Origin of the sequence: Rhizobium sp. B230/85 (genome assembly GCF_019355735.1) — a bacterium.
Lineage (GTDB): Bacteria > Pseudomonadota > Alphaproteobacteria > Rhizobiales > Rhizobiaceae > Rhizobium > Rhizobium rhododendri.
This window is the reverse complement of the sequence record NZ_CP072156.1, coordinates 1705502-1719703: the sequence shown is the minus strand read 5'-3', so window position 1 is coordinate 1719703 and position 14202 is coordinate 1705502. Positions and strand designations below refer to the sequence as shown.

Genomic DNA, 14202 nt, shown 5'->3' with positions numbered 1-14202 from the left:
TACGCGGGATTGGCAGCCGGGGCCGTCTTCATTTCAACCTGAATCGGCTCTATCATGATTGGGCTCAGTTCTCTCCTGCCAATTCCATTGAGGTTTCATGACCGACCTTTCCGAAGACTTCGACGATGAACTCGATGCCTTTGACGCCGCCGGCCTGCGGCTGACGGTCGATCTGGGGGCATTGGTCGCCAACTGGCAGGACATGGCCCGGCGATCCGGCCGCGCCCGTACCGCCGCTGTCGTCAAGGCAGATGCCTATGGCCTCGGTATTGAGGAGGTCGGCGAAACCCTTTACATCGCCGGAGCCCGCGACTTTTTCGTCGCCACCGTCGAGGAAGGCGTCACGCTGCGACTCTATGCGCCCGATGCCCGCATCTTCGTGCTTGCGGGGATCTGGCCTGGCATGCAGCGGCTGTTTTTCGAAAACGATCTGGTTCCAATCATATCGTCCGAGGAGCAATTGGCTTTCTGGATGGCCGTTGTGGCCGACTATGGCGAATATCCTTGCGCGTTGCAGGTCGATACCGGCTTCAACCGGCTGGGCCTGACAGTTCCGGAGGCAATGGCGCTCGCCGACGACGTGTCCCGTCCCGCCAGCTTTTCGCCAGTACTGGTGGTCAGCCACCTTGCCTGCGGCGACGATCCGGCCTCGCCGATGAACCGGCAGCAGCTCGATTCATTCCGGCAAGTCAGCCGCGCCTTCGAAGGCATCGAATCGAGCCTGTCCGCATCGGCCGGCATTTTTCTCGGCCCGGAATACCATTTCGACGTGACCCGCCCCGGTATCGCACTCTATGGCGGCGAGGCTGTGCCCGGTGTGGCCAACCCCATGCGCCCGGTCGCCACCGCCGAAGCCCGAGTCCTGCAGGTGCGGCAAGTGAAAGCCGGCGAAGCCGTCAGCTATGGCCGCGCCATGCAGCTGACCCGCGACAGCACATTGGCGGTCGTATGCGCCGGCTATGCGGACGGGTACATGCGCAGCCAGTCGAGCGGCGGCGTGCCGTTGCGCCAGACAGGGATCGCCGCCGGCCACGGCTTCATCGCCGGCTATCGCGTGCCCGTCGCCGGCCGCATCACCATGGACCTGACGATCTTCGATATCACCGACCTGCCGGACGGGCTCGTTCGGGCCGGCGACTACGTGGAACTTTTCGGCAGCAATATCCGCGTCGACGATGCTGCCCGCGCCGCCGGCACCATCGGCTACGAAATGCTCACCAGCATGGGCCTCCGCCACCAGCGGCGGTATCTGGTCGAGGAGCCATGAGGCTTCCACCGCTTGCCTGCCTGTGTTAAGCGTGAACAAAAGGAGACCGTGATGACGGATATCCATCTCAGCGACGAAGACCGCGCCTTTATCGAAGACCAGGTTCAAGCCGGCGTACATCCTGATGCGGGTGCTGTTATTTCCGCCGGGCTCCGTCTGCTTGGGAGCAACGAAGGCAAGCTGGCAGAGTTGCGCCGTCTTATCCAGGAGGGCATCGACGACGTGGACGCAGGACGCGTGATGGAGTTTGAGACCGCCGAGGATCTAACAGCCCATATCAGGCAGATGGCCGAGGAGCAGAAAAATGCGATCGCGTCGCCTGGTAATGTCGCACAGGTCCCTAAACGATCTACTCGGCATTCATAATTACATTGCGGATTCCAATCCCGTTGCCGCCTTGCAGTTGCTGAACGACATAAACCGGCAGCTGAAGTGGATGGCGCAAACGGGCGTTACCGGGGTGCCTCGTCCTTTCATTCCAGGTTTGCGAGCTTTCCCCTACCGAGAGCGATGCATCTATTTTTTCGTATCTGAAAACGCGATGACGGTGATGCGCATATTGCATGGCCGTCAAAATACGTCCGCCGAAGATTTTACCGAAAGCATTCCCTGATGGCCAAGGCCAGAACTCAATTCATCTGCCAGAACTGCGGCACCATCCACAATCGCTGGGCCGGAAAATGCGAATCCTGTGGTGCGTGGAACACCATCGTCGAGGAAGACCCGATGGGCGGCATCGGCTCCGGCCCTGGCCGCGTGCCAAAGAAGGGCAGAGCGGTGACGCTGGTGGCGCTGTCCGGCGAAATCGAGGAAGCACCGCGGATCTATACCGGCATTTCCGAACTCGACCGGGCGACGGGCGGCGGCTTTGTGCGTGGCTCGGCAGTGCTCGTCGGCGGCGATCCGGGCATCGGCAAGTCGACGCTGCTGATGCAGGCGGCAGCTGCCCTTGCGCGCCGAGGCCACAAGATCGTCTACGTCTCGGGCGAAGAGGCGGTTGCCCAGATCCGACTGCGGGCACAGCGGCTGAAGGCCGCCGATACCGACGTGATGCTGGCGGCCGAGACGAATGTCGAGGATATCCTGGCGACGCTCGCCGATGGCAAGCGACCGGATCTGGTCATCATCGATTCCATCCAGACCCTGTGGAGCGAGCTTGCCGAATCGGCGCCCGGCACCGTCACCCAGGTGCGCACCGGCGTGCAGGCGATGATCCGCTTTGCCAAGCAGACGGGCTCCGCCATGGTGCTGGTCGGCCATGTCACCAAGGATGGCCAGATCGCCGGGCCGCGGGTCGTCGAGCACATGGTCGATGCAGTGCTCTATTTCGAGGGCGACCGTGGTCACCACTACCGTATCCTGCGCACCGTCAAGAACCGCTTCGGCCCGACGGACGAGATCGGCGTTTTCGAGATGTCCGATATCGGGCTTCGCGAAGTCGCCAACCCGTCGGAGCTTTTTCTGGGTGAGCGCAATTCCAAATCGCCGGGTGCTGCCGTCTTTGCCGGCATGGAGGGAACGCGGCCGATCCTCGTCGAGGTGCAGGCGCTGGTGGCGCCAACGTCGCTCGGAACAGCACGGCGCGCGGTCGTCGGCTGGGATTCGTCGCGGCTATCGATGATCCTTGCGGTGCTCGAGGCCCACTGCGGCGTGCGGCTCGGCAGCCACGATGTCTACCTGAACATCGCCGGCGGCTACCGGATTTCGGAGCCGGCGGCCGACCTTGCGGTGGCCTCTGCACTGGTTTCATCCCTTGCCGGTATTGCCCTTCCCGCCGATTGCGTCTATTTCGGCGAAGTCAGTCTTTCTGGCGCCGTGCGGCCCGTGGGCCATACGGCACAACGCCTGAAGGAAGCCGAGAAGCTGGGCTTTGCGCAAGCGCTCCTACCATCCGGCTCGGCTGAACTGCCGAAAGGCAGCGGCGGCCGCTGGAACGAGATCGACAGCCTGACCGACATGGTGGTCAGGGTCGCCGGATCGAAGGGCGCACTGCGGCCGACGGAAGACGAGGACTGAACCTTTTCGCTCTGGCGACGAGGCAAGACGCATTCAGGCAGACGATAGCCATGGCGCCCATGGCAGGTCTTGGAGTAAAGTATAGATGCCCATTACGATTTTCGACGGTATTGTTATCGGCGTCGTGCTGTTTTCCGCCGTTCTCGCCATGGTACGCGGCTTCTCCCGCGAAATTCTGTCGATCGTCAGCTGGGGCGGCTCGGCCGTTGCGGCCTACTATCTTTACCCCAAGCTGGTGCCATACGCCAAGCACTACACCGATGACGACCGCATCGCCATCGTCGGCTCGGCCGCAGTCGTCTTCCTCATCGCGCTGATCATCATCTCCTTCATCACCATGAAGATCGCCGATTTCATCATCGACAGCCGCATCGGCGCGCTCGACCGCACACTCGGTTTCCTTTTCGGCGCCGCCCGTGGCGTGCTGCTGCTGGTCGTCGCCGTTGCCTTCTGGAACTGGCTCGTCGACGAGCCGCACCGCCCCGATTGGGTCAACAATGCCAAGTCCAAGCCTTTCCTCGATTCGATGGTGGTCAAGCTGGAGGCTGCATTGCCGGAGAAATTCGCGCAGATGATCCGGACCAACGTTATCGACAAGATCCAGCCGGAAAAGCAGCAGTTGAACGATGACGCGGCCGCACCGAGCGATGCAGCCCCATCGGACGACGCACCGGCTTCGCCAGCGGCACCGACGACGACACCTGCCGCTCCGGCGACGAATAATTGACGCTGCGTCACCAGGCTTGACCCGTTTGGCTGGCATCGCCATCTGATCGGCATCGACGACCCTATCCGGCCAGGCATATCGCCCGGCCGGATTTTCAGTTATTTTGGATCCCAGCCCCAGCGCTGCCCGAACCCCGTGAGAGCAAAGGCCTTCAGCCATGACCCTGTCACCATCCCCTGCAATCGATAACGACATCGACGGAGATACGCTGCACGAAGAGTGCGGCGTATTCGGTATTCTCGGCCACTCCGACGCGGCAACGCTGACGGCGCTCGGCCTGCACGCCCTGCAGCACCGCGGCCAGGAAGCAGCCGGCATGGTCGTCTTCGATGGCCAGCGCTTTCATTCGGAGCGCCGCATGGGTCTGGTCGGCGACCACTACACGGATCCGGCAACCCTTGCCCGCCTGCCCGGCGACCGTGCCATCGGCCATGTCCGTTACTCGACCACGGGCGAGACGATCCTTCGCAACGTCCAGCCGCTGTTTGCCGAACTGGAAGTCGGCGGCATCGCTATTGCCCATAACGGCAACTTCACGAACGGCCTGACAATGCGCCGCATGCTGATTGCCGATGGCGCCATCTGCCAGTCGACGTCGGACACCGAAGTCGTGCTGCACTTGATCGCCCGCTCCAAGCATGCTTCCTCTTCCGACCGCTTCATCGATGCTATCCGCCAGATGGAAGGCGGTTACTCGATGCTGGCGATGACCCGTACCAAGCTCATTGCCGCCCGCGATCCGATCGGCATCCGGCCGCTGGTCATGGGCGAACTCGATGGCAAGCCGATCTTCTGTTCCGAGACCTGCGCGCTCGACATCATCGGCGCAAAATACATCCGCGACGTCGAGAACGGCGAAGTCATCATCTGCGAGATCCAGAGCGACGGCTCGATCACCATCGATTCGCGCAAGGCCGATCAGCCCAAGCCCGAGCGGCTGTGCCTGTTCGAATATGTCTACTTCGCGCGCCCGGACTCTGTTGTCGGCGGCCGCAACGTCTACGTCGCCCGTCGCAACATGGGCATCAATCTGGCCAATGAAGCGCCGGTCGAGGCTGACCTCGTCGTTCCCGTGCCGGATGGCGGCACGCCGGCGGCAATCGGCTACGCGCAGGCGAGCGGCATACCGTTCGAGCTTGGGATCATCCGCAACCACTATGTCGGACGAACCTTCATCGAGCCGACCCAGTCGATCCGCGCCTTCGGCGTCAAGCTGAAGCACTCCGCCAACCGCGCAATCCTCGAAGGCAAGCGCGTCGTGCTCGTCGACGATTCCATCGTCCGCGGCACGACATCGGTAAAGATCGTCCAGATGATCCGCGAGGCCGGCGCCAGCGAGGTGCACATCCGCGTTGCCAGCCCGATGATCTATTTCCCGGATTTCTACGGCATCGATACGCCTGACGCCGACAAGCTGCTGGCCAACCAGTATGAGAACCTCGAAGCCATGTGTGCCTTCATCGGCGCCGACAGCCTCGCCTTCCTGTCCATCGACGGTCTCTACAGGGCTGTCGGCGGTGAGCCGCGCGATCCCGTTGCACCCCAGTTCACCGACCACTATTTCACCGGCGACTATCCGACCCGGTTGCTCGATCGGGAAAGCATCAACAATGTCCGCAAGCTATCGGTGCTTGCCGGCAACGGTTGAGGCCGAGAGCCGCGCTTGATGGACTGACCGATAGTCTGTTATGGGGCATATTATCGCCCCATAAAATTGCGAACGGAACTCGGTATCATGAGCGTCAACCTGCAGGACAAGATTGCCCTGGTCACCGGCGCCTCGCGCGGCATCGGATATTTCACCGCTCTGGAACTGGCCAAGGCAGGCGCGCACGTCATCGCCTGCGCCCGCACGGTCGGCGGACTGGAGGAGCTGGACGACGCCATCAAGGCTGTCGGTGGACGTTCAACGCTGGTGCCCTTCGACCTTGCCGACATGGATGCCATCGACAGGCTCGGCGGCTCGATCTTCGAGCGCTGGGGCAAGCTCGATATCCTCGTTGCCAATGCCGGTGTGCTCGGGACAATTTCGCCGATCGGCCATGTCGAGGCGAAGGTCTTCGAGAAGGTCATGACGATCAATGTCACCGCCACCTGGCGACTGATCCGGTCAGTAGAGCCACTGCTGATGCGCTCCGAGGCCGGTCGCGCCGTCATCCTGTCGTCTTCCGCCGCTCATAAATGCCGTGCGTTCTGGGGGCCCTACTCAGCCTCCAAGGCGGCCGTCGAAGCCCTGGCCCGCACCTGGGCCGGAGAAACACACGGCACACCGCTGCGCATCACCAGCCTCGACCCGGGCGCCACCCGCACTGCCATGCGGGCACTGGCGATGCCCGGAGAAGACCCCGAGACCGTGCAGCATCCCCGCGATGTAGCCGAGGTCATCATGGGGCTGGTTGGACCCGATGTAACGGAGACTGGCAAGCTGTTCGTGGTGCGGGAGAACAGGCTGGTGGATTACCGGTTGCCGGAATAGGTGGCCGCGAGCGGGGTTGCATGCTAACATTGCATTGCCGGGAATAAAGCGACATCGCTTTCACTGGCCCGACGTGGTCGACCACGGAATTGAGGATCGTGCGATGACAAGCAAAGCCCAGCATGTTGTGCCCCAAGCGGGAAAGTGGAGCGTCAGAAAGGCAGGCTCGGCGCGTTCTACCAGTGTTCACGCCACCCAAGATGAAGCCATCAAGGCCGCGACCGCAATCGCTCGAAACTACGGAACCGAACTTTACATTCACGGCGAAGACGGACGAATTCGCGAGCGGAACACGTTTGGCGAAAACCACGCTCAATCGAAGCGTTAGAGTGGCGCAACCTCCGTTCGAACGCTCGGTTTTTATCAATTGTCCGTTTGACGAAGCCTTTGCGCCGATCCTTCAAGCCATTGCATTCTGCGTGGTTTTTCTCGGATTCTTTCCTCGATTGGCCCCAGAAAACCGTGACAATGCGGCAAGCCGCCTCGAAAAGATCGTTGAACTTATCAAGGGCTCGAAGTACGGAATCCATGATCTGAGCCGTTGCCAGGCTACCTCTATCGGGCAATACTCTCGCATGAATATGCCGTTCGAGCTCGGAATGGATCATGCCTGCAAGCGGTTCGGAAATTCCCCGTTGTCGGAAAAGGTCATTTTGATCCTCGAACAGGAGCGCTTCGACTATCAAAAGTCGCTGTCCGACATCGCCGGCTGGGACATCCAAGCACACCAGGGCGACTTTGCAAAAGCCGTCAGGCATGTTCGAACGTGGCTCGTCGCTCAACCCTCAACGGCAAGGGTAAGCCCCTCCAAGATACTCGGGGAATATCTGGCTTTTCAGGAATGGTATTGGAAACGCGAACTCGCAGCCGGGTCGTCCGAGGAGGATATCAGGGAGTATCCGACTGTCGAAGTAATCGAGGCCATGCATGAGTGGAAGCGTCAGGCATGAGGCAATAAATCGCAAGACTACATCCGCGATGCCTCCGCTGCTCTTGACCAAAATCCCGTGCCGCGCCATAAAGCCAGCCATGAAAACAGCTATTTGCAGCATCTGCCGGAAAATTATTCGCTAGCGCACCGCTGGCCTGGCCGTTTTCGTCTCCCCATTGCGCAAAGATGAGAAACGCCCGGTCCGCCGGCCGCGACGATTTTTTTCGATCGTGCATCTGGGAGAGTGGACATGGGCGGGACGCCTGAGCTGAAATTTTACAATACCCTGACGCGCGAAAAGAGCGTGTTCGTGCCGATCGATGCGAGCAATGTCCGCCTCTATGTCTGCGGTCCGACCGTCTACGACTTCGCCCATATCGGCAACGCCCGCCCGGCCATCGTCTTCGACGTGCTGTTCCGGCTTCTCAGGCAGGTCTATGGGTCGGAGCACGTCACATATGTGCGCAACATCACTGACGTCGACGACAAGATCAACGCCCGCGCCCTTCGCGACTATCCGGGCATGGCGCTCAATGCCGCCATCCGGCTGGTCACGGAAAAGACCGACAACCAGTACCAGAAGGATGTGATGGCGCTCGGCTGCCTCGAGCCGACCGTGCAGCCGCGCGCCACTGACAACATCGGCCAGATGATTTCGATCATCGAGGCGCTGGTGGAGAAAGGCCATGCCTATGCGGCGGCGGGCGAGGTGCTGTTCGACACGAAGTCGATGGCGGATTACGGCCAGCTGTCGAAGCGAAATCTCGACGAGCAGCAGGCAGGCGCCCGGGTCGCAGTCGATGTTCACAAGAAGAACCCCGGCGACTTCGTGCTGTGGAAACTGTCCGATGCCGATGAACCCGGCTGGGACAGCCCCTGGGGCCGTGGCCGGCCGGGCTGGCATATCGAATGCTCGGCGATGAGCCGCCGGTACCTCGGCGACGTCTTCGATATCCACGGCGGCGGCCTCGACCTGATCTTCCCGCACCATGAGAACGAGATCGCCCAGTCCCGTTGCGCTCACGGCACGGCTGTGATGGCCAATGTCTGGATGCACAACGGCTTCCTGCAGGTCGAAGGCCGCAAGATGTCGAAATCCGACGGCAACTTCGTCACCATCGCCGAGCTCCTGGAAACCGACAAGCTTGGCGGCCGGACATGGCCCGGCGAAGTCCTTCGGCTGGCGATGCTGATGACGCATTACCGCGAGCCGATCGACTTTTCAGTGAAACGGCTGGAGGAAGCCGAACGGCTGATCGCCAAATGGCCGGCTGCCGGCCCCTCGGACGCGGCACCGGCCCCCTCGGTGGTCGATGCGTTGGCCGACGATCTGAACACCGTTGTTGCCGTTCAGGCATTGCATGCGCTTGCCCAGGCCGCCAATACCGATCCGGCGGTGCTGCCGGTGTTTGCCGCAAGCGCTGCGCTGCTCGGCGTGCTGCCCGACAAAAAGGACGTCGGCGCCGATCTGACGGCGGCGATCGATGCGCTGGTGCAGATGCGCCTTGAACTGCTGAAGGCAAAGAATTTCGCCGAGGCCGACAAGGTTCGCGACGAGCTCTCTGCCAAGGGTGTGCAGCTGAAGGACGGCAAGGACGCCTCGACCGGCGAACGGGTCACCACCTGGGAGATCAAGCGGTGATACCTGCAGCTGCCGCGGCATACCCCCCTCTGTCACCTTCGGTGACATCTCCCCCACGAGGGGGGAGATTGGGTGGGTGTGGCGATGTCCATGCTGATACGGTATCCTCTCTTGATCTCAGGCAGATATTGCCAGAAACTCCACGGGTCGTAGCGGGGCAAGACCGTGCCGCCAGCCAATCTCCCCCCTTGTGGGGGAGATGTCACGCAGTGACAGAGGGGGGTAACGTGCCGCATACGCCCATCCCTCCAAAAATGCGTTCCAACGCCCGCCAGATGCGCAAGGCGCTGACCGACGCAGAACTGAAACTCTGGAACGAGATGCGTGCCCACCGCCTGATGGGTCTCAGTTTCCGCCGCCAGATGCCGATCGCCGGCTACATCGTCGATTTTGCCTGTCCCAGCCACCGGCTGATCGTTGAAGTCGATGGCTCCCAGCATGGCGCTTCAGAGGCGGTTTCCTACGACAAGCAGCGAACGCTCCGCCTGCAGCAAGACGGCTGGACAGTTCTCCGCTTCTGGAACGACGACATCCTCAAGGACATCGGCGCCGTCTGCCTTCACATCGTCCTCTCAACGGGAGACCACAGGCCATGACACAACTCACCAGAAGCGGCGGCTGCCAATGCGGTGCGGTGCGGTTCAGGATCACGGGAGCGCTCGGGCGGCCGTCGATCTGTCACTGTCGCATGTGCCAGAAGCAGTTCGGCGGCCTGTTTTCGGCGCTGGTTACAGCGCCCGCGGATGCTACCGAATGGACGCGCGGGGCACCCAGCTATTTTCGCTCGTCGGTCAACATCGAGCGCGGATTTTGCAGCGAGTGCGGCACGCCCCTCACCTACCGGCATCCCGGTGGCCTCGAGATTGCCATCGGCGCCTTCGACGAGCGTGACGACCTGGCCCCGCAGCTCCAGGTCAATCATACCGCCCGCCTGCCATGGATAGAAACGATCTTCGAGCAGCCCGTTCACACGGACCCGGATTTCTACGCCCGCCAGGAAGCGATCATCTCCTTCCAGCACCCCGACCACGACACCGACACCTGGCCCTCCAAAGGTTTGAACCTATGACCGAAGTCCTGCGTACCCTCTACCCCGAGATCGAACCCTATGCCTCCGGCCACCTTGATGTCGGAGATGGCCATGTCGTCTACTGGGAGCGCATAGGTACGCCCGGTGCAAAGCCAGCGGTCTTCCTGCACGGCGGCCCTGGGGGCACGATATCGCCGAGCCATCGGCGGCTGTTCGATCCGACGCTCTATGACGTGACGCTGTTCGACCAGCGCGGTTGCGGCAAGTCGACGCCGGCGGCGGATCTGAATGCCAACACCACCTGGCATCTGGTCGATGACATCGAACGGCTGCGGGAAATGGCCGGCGTGGAGAAATGGCTGGTGTTCGGCGGTTCCTGGGGATCGACGCTGGCGCTGGCCTATGCGGAAAAGTTTCCGGAGCGGGTGAGCGAGCTGGTGGTGCGTGGCATCTACACGCTGACCAAGGCCGAGCTCGACTGGTACTACCAGTTCGGCGTCTCCGAAATGTTTCCCGACAAGTGGGAGCGCTTCGTCGCCCATATTCCGGCTGACGAGCGCCACGAGATGATGCTCGCCTATCACCGCCGCCTGACCCATGAGGACAGCCATGTGCGCCTCGCCGCCGCCAAGGCCTGGTCGATCTGGGAAGGCGAGACGATCACGCTGCTGCCGGAACCTTCCACGAGCACAGCGTTCGAGGGTGATGAATTCGCCTATGCCTTTGCGCGCATCGAGAACCATTTCTTCGTCAACGCCGGCTGGCTCGAGGAAGGTCAGCTGATCCGTGACGCGGTGCGCCTGAAGGACATTCCCGGCGTGATCGTGCACGGGCGCTATGACATGCCCTGCCCGGCAAAATATGCGTGGGCGCTCCACAAGGCCTGGCCGAAGGCGGAGTTTCACCTGATCGAGGGGGTCGGACACGCCTATTCCGAACCCGGCATTCTCGACCAGCTGATCCGCGCGACCGACCGGTTTGCGGGTAAGATAGACAGCTGACCGGGCGCGAGGGAGGAAGGCATGCGAGACATTCTAACTGGCGGCTGCCAATGCGGCGCGATCCGCTTTAGGGTACTGGGGGCGATCAGCCACCAGGCGATCTGTCACTGCCGGATGTGCCAGAAGGCCGTCGGATCGATCTCGTGGCCGTTTTTTACCGTCGCCACCGACGATCTCGAGTGGTCGAGAGGCCTGCCCGCTTCTTATAGAAGTTCAGAGGCTGCGGAGCGCGGGTTCTGCTCGCGATGCGGCACTCCCTTGACGTTCAAGGCTGTTGGCAGCGATCAGATCGACATATCGATCGGCAGCCTGGATAATCCGGCCAAAGTTGAGCCGAAGGGGCAGCACTGGACGAGCAGCAAGGTGCCCTGGTTCGATACGCAGCCGCATCTGCCGTCGATCTCCAGCACCGCCTCGCCCGAGGAAATGCTCAATCGACGCCCCCATCAACATCCCGATCACGATACGACCGAATGGCCACTCCCATGAAAGAGCGCATCTATCTGTTCGACACGACGCTGCGCGACGGCCAGCAGACCCCCGGCGTCGATTTCTCGGTCGAGGACAAGATCGCTATTGCGAGCCTGCTAGACGATTTCGGGCTCGACTATATCGAGGGCGGCTATCCCGGCGCCAATCCGACCGACACGGCCTTTTTCGGCCAGAAGCGCACGAAAAATGCATCCTTCGTCGCTTTCGGCATGACCAAGCGGGCCGGCGTCTCGGCGTCGAACGATCCGGGGCTGGCAGGCCTGCTGCAGGCCAGCTGCGATGCCATCTGTTTCGTCGCCAAGAGCTGGGACTACCATGTCGAAGTCGCACTCGGGATCTCGAACGCGGAAAATCTCGACTGTATCACCGAGAGCGTCAAGGCGGCTGTCGGCGCAGGCAAGGAAGCGCTGGTCGATTGCGAACACTTCTTCGACGGCTATAAGGCAAACCCCGGTTATGCGCTGGCCTGCGCCAGGTCCGCCTATGCGGCAGGCGCCCGGTGGGTGGTTCTCTGCGACACCAACGGCGGCACCCAGCCATCGGAAATCCGTGCCATCATCGAAGCCGTCATTGCCGAGGGCGTGCCCGGCGAAGCGCTCGGCATCCACGCCCATAACGACACCGGCCAGGCGGTCGCCAATTCGCTGGCGGCCGTGGAGGCCGGCGTGCGGCAGATACAGGGGACGCTCAACGGCCTCGGCGAGCGCTGCGGCAATGCCGATCTGGTGACACTGATCCCGACATTGGCGCTGAAGAGCGCCTACAACAGCCGCTTCGAGACCGCCATCGACGGCGAGCGGCTGATTGGGCTGACCGGCCTGTCGCATGCCTTCGACGAACTGCTGAACCGGTCGCCGAACCACCAGGCACCCTATGTCGGCGGTTCGGCCTTTGCGACCAAAGCGGGTATCCATGCCTCGGCGCTGCTGAAAGATCCGCGCACCTACGAGCACGTGCCGCCGGAAAGCGTCGGCAATTTTCGCAAGGTTATGGTCTCCGACCAGGGCGGAAAGGCCAATTTCATCAATGCGCTGAAGCGGCGCGGCATTACCGTCGCCAAGGACGATCCGAAGCTCGATCGGCTGATTTCTATCGTCAAGGAGCGGGAATCCTTCGGCTATGCCTATGAGGGGGCCGACGCCAGTTTCGAGTTGCTGGCACGCCGGACACTCGGAACCATCCCGGAATTCTTCTCGATCGACGGCTTTCGGGTGATGGTCGAACGTCGCTTCGATTCGCACGGGCGGGTGAAGACCGTCTCGGAAGCCGTGGTGCGGCTGATCATCGACGGCAAGACGATCATGTCGGTGGCGGAGGGAGACGGTCCGGTCAACGCGCTCGACCTGGCGCTGCGCCGCGATTTCGGCAAATACCAGGCCGAGATCGAGGACCTCGTGCTCGCCGACTTCAAGGTGCGTATCCTCAATGGCGGCACCGAGGCGATCACCCGGGTGCTGATCGAATCGAACGACAGCGACGGGGTGCGCTGGTGGACGGTCGGCGTATCCGAAAACATCATCGACGCCTCGTTCGAAGCGTTGACGGATTCGGTGGTCTACAAGCTGATGAAAAATCGCCATATGGCCGGCAAGATCGCCGCAGAGTGAGCGCCACGAATAGGTCCGTCAAGGAAATGAATTGGTGAAGTGCGGGCGCATCGGCTAATCGGACCATAACAACAAAATATGGAACCATCCGATGTCTGCCGATGCAACCGCTACCCTGATGAAGAACGAAGACAGTCCGCGCGGTTTTGCCTTTGCGCTGGCGGCCTATCTGTTCTGGGGAATACTGCCGCTCTACATGAAAGCGCTCGCCCATATCCCGGCAGCCGAGGTCATCGCCCATCGCATCGTCTGGTCTGTGCCTGTGGCGGGCGCCGTCCTGCTGTTCCTCGGGCGGACGGGCGACCTGAAGGCGGCGCTCAGGAGCCCTCGGACCATCGCGCTGGCCTCGATGACGGCATTGCTTGTGACGATCAACTGGGGGACCTATGTCTGGGCGATCGGCAATGGCCACTCGCTGGATGCGGCACTCGGCTATTTCATCAATCCGCTGTTCAGCATCGCGCTCGGGGCGCTGCTGCTCAAGGAGAGGATCTCGGTGCCGCAGCTGGTCGCAATCCTGCTCGCCGCTATCGCGGTAGTCATCCTCGCGGTGGACGCCGGGCGCCCACCCTGGGTGGCGCTGCTGCTGACGCTGTCATGGGGGCTGTACGCCTTTTTCCGAAAGACGCTGCCGGTCGGGCCGAACCAGGGATTTTTCCTTGAAGTGCTGCTGCTCAGCCTGCCGGCGCTCGGTTACATCATCTATCTCGAAAGCATCGGCCAGGGCCATCTCTATGCCACTGGCGCCAACGATACGATGTTGCTGGTCGGCTGCGGCCTCGTCACCGCCCTGCCCTTGATGATCTATGCCAACGGCGCAAAGTTGCTACGCCTGTCGACGATCGGCATCCTGCAGTACATCGTGCCGACAATGGTTTTCCTGCTGGCCGTGTTCGTTTTCCATGAACCGCTCGGCACGGCCCGCATGATTGCTTTCCCGCTGATCTGGACCGGGCTCGTGCTCTACACGTGGTCGATGCTGAAAACCAGCCGCGGGCGCTGAGCCCGCCACC

16 protein-coding genes are annotated in these 14202 nt (G+C 61.9%); all 16 read left to right on the top strand.

What is annotated here, in order from left to right:
- Positions 1 to 97 precede the first annotated feature (97 nt).
- The 16 genes from alr (at position 98) to rarD (ending at position 14192) form a co-directional block, all read left to right on the top strand.
- Complete coding sequence (alr, locus tag J5289_RS08280) at positions 98 to 1267, top strand: alanine racemase (RefSeq protein WP_209183327.1); 1170 nt, start codon at positions 98 to 100, stop codon at positions 1265 to 1267.
- 51 nt (positions 1268 to 1318) lie between these two features.
- On the top strand, positions 1319 to 1633 hold the full coding sequence (locus J5289_RS08275) for a type II toxin-antitoxin system ParD family antitoxin (RefSeq protein ID WP_209183326.1): 315 nt from the start codon (positions 1319 to 1321) through the stop codon (positions 1631 to 1633).
- Positions 1572 to 1880: a type II toxin-antitoxin system RelE/ParE family toxin gene (locus J5289_RS08270; RefSeq protein ID WP_307877417.1), complete on the top strand. Its 309-nt coding sequence runs from the start codon at positions 1572 to 1574 to the stop codon at positions 1878 to 1880. Before J5289_RS08275 ends, J5289_RS08270 begins: the two co-directional genes overlap by 62 nt.
- Positions 1880 to 3283: a DNA repair protein RadA gene (radA, locus tag J5289_RS08265; RefSeq protein WP_142829709.1), complete on the top strand. Its 1404-nt coding sequence runs from the start codon at positions 1880 to 1882 to the stop codon at positions 3281 to 3283. The genes J5289_RS08270 and radA overlap by 1 nt, the downstream gene beginning before the upstream one ends.
- 85 nt (positions 3284 to 3368) lie before the next feature.
- On the top strand, positions 3369 to 4010 hold the full coding sequence (locus tag J5289_RS08260) for a CvpA family protein (protein WP_142829711.1): 642 nt from the start codon (positions 3369 to 3371) through the stop codon (positions 4008 to 4010).
- 157 nt (positions 4011 to 4167) lie between these two features.
- A complete protein-coding gene (gene purF / locus J5289_RS08255) occupies positions 4168 to 5658 on the top strand; it encodes an amidophosphoribosyltransferase (protein WP_209183324.1) in 1491 nt (496 codons plus the stop codon).
- An 87-nt stretch (positions 5659 to 5745) separates the two neighbouring features.
- Positions 5746 to 6486 carry an SDR family NAD(P)-dependent oxidoreductase gene (locus J5289_RS08250; RefSeq protein WP_209183323.1) on the top strand — a complete coding sequence of 247 codons (741 nt, stop codon included), beginning with the start codon at positions 5746 to 5748 and terminating at the stop codon, positions 6484 to 6486.
- Between the two features lie 103 nt (positions 6487 to 6589).
- A complete protein-coding gene (locus J5289_RS08245) occupies positions 6590 to 6814 on the top strand; it encodes a DUF2188 domain-containing protein (protein WP_209183322.1) in 225 nt (74 codons plus the stop codon).
- Entirely contained in the window at positions 6783 to 7436 is a 654-nt protein-coding gene (locus J5289_RS08240; RefSeq protein WP_209184142.1) for a hypothetical protein, read from the top strand. Before J5289_RS08245 ends, J5289_RS08240 begins: the two co-directional genes overlap by 32 nt.
- Before the next feature lie 231 nt (positions 7437 to 7667).
- Positions 7668 to 9059 (top strand): cysteine--tRNA ligase, encoded by a 1392-nt coding sequence (gene cysS / locus J5289_RS08235; protein WP_209206593.1) that lies wholly within the window; start codon positions 7668 to 7670, stop codon positions 9057 to 9059.
- 227 nt (positions 9060 to 9286) lie between these two features.
- The gene (locus J5289_RS08230) at positions 9287 to 9655 is read left to right on the top strand and encodes an endonuclease domain-containing protein (protein WP_209183320.1); all 369 of its coding nucleotides are present in this window, start codon (positions 9287 to 9289) and stop codon (positions 9653 to 9655) included.
- Complete coding sequence (locus J5289_RS08225) at positions 9652 to 10128, top strand: GFA family protein (protein ID WP_209183319.1); 477 nt, start codon at positions 9652 to 9654, stop codon at positions 10126 to 10128. Before J5289_RS08230 ends, J5289_RS08225 begins: the two co-directional genes overlap by 4 nt.
- Positions 10125 to 11090, top strand: coding sequence for a prolyl aminopeptidase (pip, locus tag J5289_RS08220; RefSeq protein WP_209206594.1), 966 nt, complete (start codon positions 10125 to 10127; stop codon positions 11088 to 11090). The genes J5289_RS08225 and pip overlap by 4 nt, the downstream gene beginning before the upstream one ends.
- A 21-nt stretch (positions 11091 to 11111) precedes the next feature.
- Positions 11112 to 11579: a GFA family protein gene (locus J5289_RS08215; RefSeq protein WP_209183317.1), complete on the top strand. Its 468-nt coding sequence runs from the start codon at positions 11112 to 11114 to the stop codon at positions 11577 to 11579.
- On the top strand, positions 11576 to 13189 hold the full coding sequence (cimA, locus tag J5289_RS08210) for a citramalate synthase (protein WP_209183316.1): 1614 nt from the start codon (positions 11576 to 11578) through the stop codon (positions 13187 to 13189). The genes J5289_RS08215 and cimA overlap by 4 nt, the downstream gene beginning before the upstream one ends.
- Before the next feature lie 91 nt (positions 13190 to 13280).
- Complete coding sequence (rarD, locus tag J5289_RS08205; protein ID WP_209183315.1) at positions 13281 to 14192, top strand: EamA family transporter RarD; 912 nt, start codon at positions 13281 to 13283, stop codon at positions 14190 to 14192.
- The last annotated feature ends 10 nt before the right edge of the window (positions 14193 to 14202 follow it).

Coding starts and splice junctions, on each gene's coding strand:
- alr (WP_209183327.1), top strand. CDS start 98: ATGACCGACCTTTCCGAAGACTTCGACGATGAACTCGATGCCTTTGAC.
- J5289_RS08275 (WP_209183326.1), top strand. CDS start 1,319: ATGACGGATATCCATCTCAGCGACGAAGACCGCGCCTTTATCGAAGAC.
- J5289_RS08270 (WP_307877417.1), top strand. CDS start 1,572: ATGCGATCGCGTCGCCTGGTAATGTCGCACAGGTCCCTAAACGATCTA.
- radA (WP_142829709.1), top strand. CDS start 1,880: ATGGCCAAGGCCAGAACTCAATTCATCTGCCAGAACTGCGGCACCATC.
- J5289_RS08260 (WP_142829711.1), top strand. CDS start 3,369: ATGCCCATTACGATTTTCGACGGTATTGTTATCGGCGTCGTGCTGTTT.
- purF (WP_209183324.1), top strand. CDS start 4,168: ATGACCCTGTCACCATCCCCTGCAATCGATAACGACATCGACGGAGAT.
- J5289_RS08250 (WP_209183323.1), top strand. CDS start 5,746: ATGAGCGTCAACCTGCAGGACAAGATTGCCCTGGTCACCGGCGCCTCG.
- J5289_RS08245 (WP_209183322.1), top strand. CDS start 6,590: ATGACAAGCAAAGCCCAGCATGTTGTGCCCCAAGCGGGAAAGTGGAGC.
- cysS (WP_209206593.1), top strand. CDS start 7,668: ATGGGCGGGACGCCTGAGCTGAAATTTTACAATACCCTGACGCGCGAA.
- J5289_RS08225 (WP_209183319.1), top strand. CDS start 9,652: ATGACACAACTCACCAGAAGCGGCGGCTGCCAATGCGGTGCGGTGCGG.
- pip (WP_209206594.1), top strand. CDS start 10,125: ATGACCGAAGTCCTGCGTACCCTCTACCCCGAGATCGAACCCTATGCC.
- J5289_RS08215 (WP_209183317.1), top strand. CDS start 11,112: ATGCGAGACATTCTAACTGGCGGCTGCCAATGCGGCGCGATCCGCTTT.
- cimA (WP_209183316.1), top strand. CDS start 11,576: ATGAAAGAGCGCATCTATCTGTTCGACACGACGCTGCGCGACGGCCAG.
- rarD (WP_209183315.1), top strand. CDS start 13,281: ATGTCTGCCGATGCAACCGCTACCCTGATGAAGAACGAAGACAGTCCG.